This window comes from Thiocapsa sp., from assembly GCF_011390875.1.
Taxonomy (GTDB): Bacteria; Pseudomonadota; Gammaproteobacteria; order Chromatiales; family Chromatiaceae; genus Thiocapsa.
The window spans coordinates 1-5,188 of sequence record NZ_JAABRP010000274.1 but is presented as its reverse complement, the minus strand read 5'-3'; the positions used below and the strand labels follow the sequence as shown (position 1 = coordinate 5,188).

The following is a 5,188-nucleotide window of genomic DNA, read 5'->3' as shown; positions in this document are numbered from 1 at the left end:
GTCGTCAAGTTTTCCGGGGCCGATCCCATCCAAGAAAAATCGCATACCGCGCCGAGCGCGGTTTAACTACCGAGGAAATCACCATGGGTTATCAAGCCGTCTACGAGCGATCGATGAAGGACCCGGCGTCGTTCTGGGCCGAGGCCGCCGAGCTGATCGACTGGGATCGGCCGTGGGACAAGGTCCTGGACAGCTCCAACGCACCCTTTCATCGCTGGTTCGCAGGCGGGATGTTGAACACCTGCTACAACGCCGTGGATCGGCACGTCACCGCCGGACGGGGCGATCAACCCGCCATCATTCACGACAGTCCCGTCACTGGCTCCAAGACTGTCATCACCTACGCGGAGCTGCAGGATCAGGTTGCGCGCTTCGCCGGTGCCTTATTGGCGCTCGGCGTGACCAAGGGCGATCGGGTCATCGTCTACATGCCGATGGTGCCGGAAGCCGCAGTGGCCATGCTTGGCTGCGCTCGTATCGGCGCCATCCATTCGGTGGTGTTCGGCGGTTTCTCCGCGCGCGAGCTGGCCACCCGCATCGACGACGCCAAGCCCAAGGTCATGGTCGCCGGATCCTGCGGCATCGAGCCGAACCGGGTCGTCCATTACAAGCCGCTGCTCGACTCGGCCATCAATCTGGCCGAGCACAAGCCCGAGCACTGCATCATCCTGCAACGCGAGCAGGAGCCCGGCACACTGATCGCGGGACGTGACCTCGGCTGGACCGAAGCGCTCGCCGCCGCCGAGCCGGCCGCCTGTGTCTCGGTCGCCGCGACCGACCCGCTTTACATCCTCTACACCTCCGGCACCACCGGCCAACCCAAAGGCGTGGTGCGCGACAACGGCGGACACGCGGTCGCCATGGCCTGGAGCATGGAGAATGTCTACAACGTCAAGCCCGGCGAGGTCTTCTGGGCCGCATCCGACGTGGGCTGGGTCGTCGGGCACTCCTACATCGTCTATGCGCCCTTGCTGGCCGGCTGCACGACGATCGTCTACGAGGGCAAACCGGTCGGCACGCCCGACGCCGGGGCCTTCTGGCGCGTGATCTCCGAGCACGGCGTCTCCGTGCTCTTCACCGCGCCCACCGCGTTCCGTGCCATCAAGCGCGACGACCCGAACGCCGAGCATCTCGGGCGTTACGATCTCGGCACCTTGCGCGCCCTATTCCTCGCCGGCGAGCGGTGCGACCCGGATACGCTCGGCTGGGCGCAGAAGATCCTGGGCATCCCGGTCATCGACCATTGGTGGCAGACCGAGACAGGCTGGGCGATCGCCGCTAACTGTCTCGGCATCGAGCAGCTCCCTGTCAAGCCCGGCTCGCCGACCCGCGCCGTGCCCGGCTACGACATTCAGGTCCTCGACGACGAGGGCGTCTCGGTCGCACCCGGCGACATCGGGCGCATCATGATCAAGTTACCGCTGCCGCCCGGCTGCCTGCCGACCCTCTGGGGCAACGACGCGCGCTTCATTCAGTCCTATCTCTCGGCCCAACCCGGGTACTACCTGACCGGCGACGCCGGCTATCTGGATGAGGACGGCTACCTGTTCGTCATGAGTCGCATCGACGACATCATCAATGTCGCCGGTCACCGACTCTCCACCGGCGCTATGGAGGGTGTGCTGGCATCCCATCCGGATGTGGCCGAATGTGCTGTGATTGGCGCACACGATCAGCTCAAGGGCGAGCTGCCGCTGGGCCTGGTGGTGCTCAAGTCGGGCGTCTCGCGCGAAGACGCCACGATCATCAAGGAGTTGGTGAATCTGGTTCGCGATCAGATCGGCCCCGTCGCTGCCTTCAAGACCGTGGTCGTCGTACAGCGCTTGCCCAAGACCCGCTCGGGCAAGATCCTGCGCGGCACCATGAAGTCGATCGCCGACGGCAAGGACTACCGCATGCCCGCCACGATCGACGACCCCGCCATCCTGGAAGAGATCGAGACGGCACTAGGCAGGATCGGCTACGCGCAGCACGGCTGATCACCAATCGCCATATCGCCCGGGTCGGTATTCGCATGTCGACCCAGGCGTCATTCTGTCGACACTTAAACTTGACACTCCCGGATAATGGTCTAAATTAGGGCCATCACAGGACTAATTGTCGACAATGATGACAACTGCCACAGCCGAATCCCTGGACGAGGAGACATCCACGATCGCCGATCGCGTCTTCGGGCAGGTGCGCCAGGCGATTGTCGAGGGCGAGATCCCCGCCGGCAGCAAGATCAGCGAGCCGGCACTCGCGGCCCGCTACGGAATCAGTCGGGGACCGCTGCGCGAAGCCATGCGCCGGCTTGAGTCCACCAACCTTGTCGAACGCCGCCCGAACCTCGGCGCGCGGGTCATCACCCTGTCGAACGATGAGCTTCTGGAGATCTATGTGATCCGCGAAGCGCTTGAGGGCATGGCCGCGCGGATCGCCGCGGAACGCATGTCCGATGCGGCCATCGCAGACTTAAAGGACCTCCTGGAGCAACACAGGCGCGAGGTCGCGCGCGCCGACTGGCAAACCTACTTCCAGGAGGAAGGCGATCTTGATTTCCACTTTCGCATCGTCCAAGGCAGCGGCAACCGGCGCCTCATCGACATCCTCTGCAACGATCTCTATCACCTCGCGCGCATGTACCGCTGCCAGTTCGGAATGAAGAGCGACCGGGCGGCGGATGCGCTCAAGGAACATGAGCTGGTGGCCGACGCCATTGCCGAGCGCGACGGCGAGCTGGCCGAATGGCTGATGCGCCGGCATATCCGCGCATCGCGACGGGCAATCGAACGCCGGCTGGCGGGCGAGCGTTGAGCGGTGCGGAGCCGCCAGCCCTTAATAATATATTTTTTAATAACCTAAACCGCGCCTGCTCCAGCGGTCGTCAAGTCTGCCGGGGCCGATCCCATCCAAAAACACCGCATACCGCGCTGGGCGCGGTTTAGAAGGAGATAACCCGCATGACCGAAACTCTCACACCCGGCGCCCGCCTTCGGCTCGCCGTCAAAGAGGAGCATCCTCTGCAGGTGGTCGGCGCCGTCAACGCCTATCACGCCATGATGGCCGAGCGCACCGGTTATCGGGCGCTCTATCTCTCGGGCGGCGGTGTTGCGGCCTGCTCCTTCGGGATCCCGGATCTCGGAATGACCAGCCTGGACAACGTGTTGGAGGACGTGCGCCGGATCACCGACGCGACCGCCCTTCCCCTCTTGGTCGACGCCGACACCGGCTGGGGCGGCGCCTTCAACATCGCCCGCACCGTCCGACTGATGAACCAAGCCGGCGCGGCCGGATGCCATATCGAGGATCAGGTCGCGGCCAAGCGCTGCGGTCACCGTCCCGGCAAGGCAATCGTCTCCAAGGAGGAGATGGTCGACCGCATCAAGGCTGCCGTCGATGCCCGCACCGACGACTTCGTTATCATGGCCCGCACCGATGCCTTGGCTGTGGAGGGGATCGACTCGGCCATCGAACGCGCCGTCGCCTGTGTCGAGGCCGGCGCGGACATGATCTTTCCCGAGGCCATGACCGATTTGGCCCAGTACGAGCAGTTCATCGCTGCAGTGAAGGTTCCGGTCCTCGCCAACATCACCGAGTTCGGCTCCACCCCGCTCTTCACGACAACCGAGCTGGGCAACGTCGGGGTGTCGCTCGTGCTCTACCCGCTGTCCGCCTTCCGCGCCATGAACCTCGCCGCACTCAAGGTCTACGAGGCGATCCGCCGCGACGGCACCCAAGCCGCCGTGCTCGACACCATGCAGACCCGCATGGATCTCTACGATTTCCTGAACTACCACGGCTTCGAGCAAAAGCTCGATGAGCTGTTCACGCACGGCAAAGATTGAAGGAAGCCGCCAGCCCCCAGCATAAACACCCCTGCCTGAAAGCTAAGAGCTAAAAGCTGATAGCTGGACGCTGGAAGCTGGAAGCTGGAGGCTCCCCAACCCGCATCACACCGATCGAGGAGAACAAGATGGCCCAGAACCAAGAGAGCCAACTGCCGAAACCGAAGAAGTCGGTCGCCCTGTCCGGCACCGCCGCGGGCAACACCGCCGTCTGCACCGTCGGGCGTACCGGCAACGATCTGCATTATCGCGGCTACGACATCCTCGACTTCGCGGACCAGGCCGAGTTCGAAGAGATCGCCTATCTGCTGATCCACGGGCATTTGCCGACGTCCGCGGAGCTTGCCTCCTACAAGCGCAAGCTACGCTCGCTGCGTGGCCTGCCCGCCGCACTCAAGACCGCCTTGGAGCAGATCCCGCCCTCGGCACACCCGATGGACGTGATGCGAACCGGCGCCTCCTTGCTCGGCACGCTTGAGCCGGAGAAGGACGACATGCCGGTCGCCGCGGCACGCGACATCGGCGATCGCCTGGTCGCCAGCTTCGGCTCCATGCTGCTCTATTGGTACCACTTCGCCCACAACGGCCGGCGCATCGAGGTCGAGACCGACGACGAGTCGGTCGGCGGGCACTTCCTCCACCTGCTGCACGGTAAATCCCCGTCGGCCGAGTGGGTGCGCGCCATGCACACCTCGCTGATCCTCTACGCCGAGCATGAGTTCAATGCCTCGACCTTCGCCGCGCGCGTGGTCGCCGGAACCAACTCGGACATCTACTCGGCCGTCACGGGCGCGATCGGCGCACTGCGCGGCCCCAAGCACGGCGGCGCGAACGAGGCCGCCTGCGAGATCCAGAGCCGCTATTTCAGTGCCGACGAGGCGGAGGCGGACATCCGCGAGCGGGTCGGACGCAAGGAGATCATCATCGGCTTCGGTCACCCGGTCTACACCACCGGCGACCCGCGCAACGAGGTCATCAAGACGGTCGCACGTCGCCTGTCCAAATCCAACGAGGACATGCGCATGTTCGAGGTCGCCGACCGCCTCGAAACCGTCATGTGGGACATCAAGCACATGTTCCCGAACCTTGACTGGTTCTCGGCGGTGTCCTACGCCCAGATGGGCGTTCCGACCCCCTTGTTCACGCCCATCTTCGTCATCTCGCGCACCACCGGCTGGGTGGCGCACGTCATCGAGCAGCGCATCGACGCCAAGATCATCCGACCGAGCGCCAACTATGTCGGCCCGGAGAACCTGAGCTGGGTGCCGATCGAGAAGCGCTGAGCGCTCAAGTCCGACGCCCGGGACCCGGACCCGAGCGCCGAGGTTCACGGGCGTTCGGGTCCGGCGCGTCCCGGATCA

General features: G+C 64.5%; 4 protein-coding genes. All 4 read left to right on the top strand.

Annotated features, from left to right (window positions below; translation table 11 throughout):
• Positions 1-83: 83 nt before the first annotated feature.
• The 4 genes from GPT33_RS16890 (at position 84) to prpC (ending at position 5,110) form a co-directional block, all read left to right on the top strand.
• On the top strand, positions 84-1,979 hold the full coding sequence (locus tag GPT33_RS16890) for a propionyl-CoA synthetase (protein WP_296811280.1): 1,896 nt from the start codon (positions 84-86) through the stop codon (positions 1,977-1,979).
• A 130-nt stretch (positions 1,980-2,109) separates the two neighbouring features.
• On the top strand, positions 2,110-2,796 hold the full coding sequence (locus GPT33_RS16885; protein ID WP_296811278.1) for a GntR family transcriptional regulator: 687 nt from the start codon (positions 2,110-2,112) through the stop codon (positions 2,794-2,796).
• Between the two features lie 146 nt (positions 2,797-2,942).
• The gene (gene prpB / locus GPT33_RS16880) at positions 2,943-3,827 is read left to right on the top strand and encodes a methylisocitrate lyase (protein WP_296811277.1); all 885 of its coding nucleotides are present in this window, start codon (positions 2,943-2,945) and stop codon (positions 3,825-3,827) included.
• A 128-nt stretch (positions 3,828-3,955) separates the two neighbouring features.
• Entirely contained in the window at positions 3,956-5,110 is a 1,155-nt protein-coding gene (gene prpC / locus GPT33_RS16875; protein WP_296811276.1) for a 2-methylcitrate synthase, read from the top strand.
• Positions 5,111-5,188 lie beyond the last annotated feature (78 nt).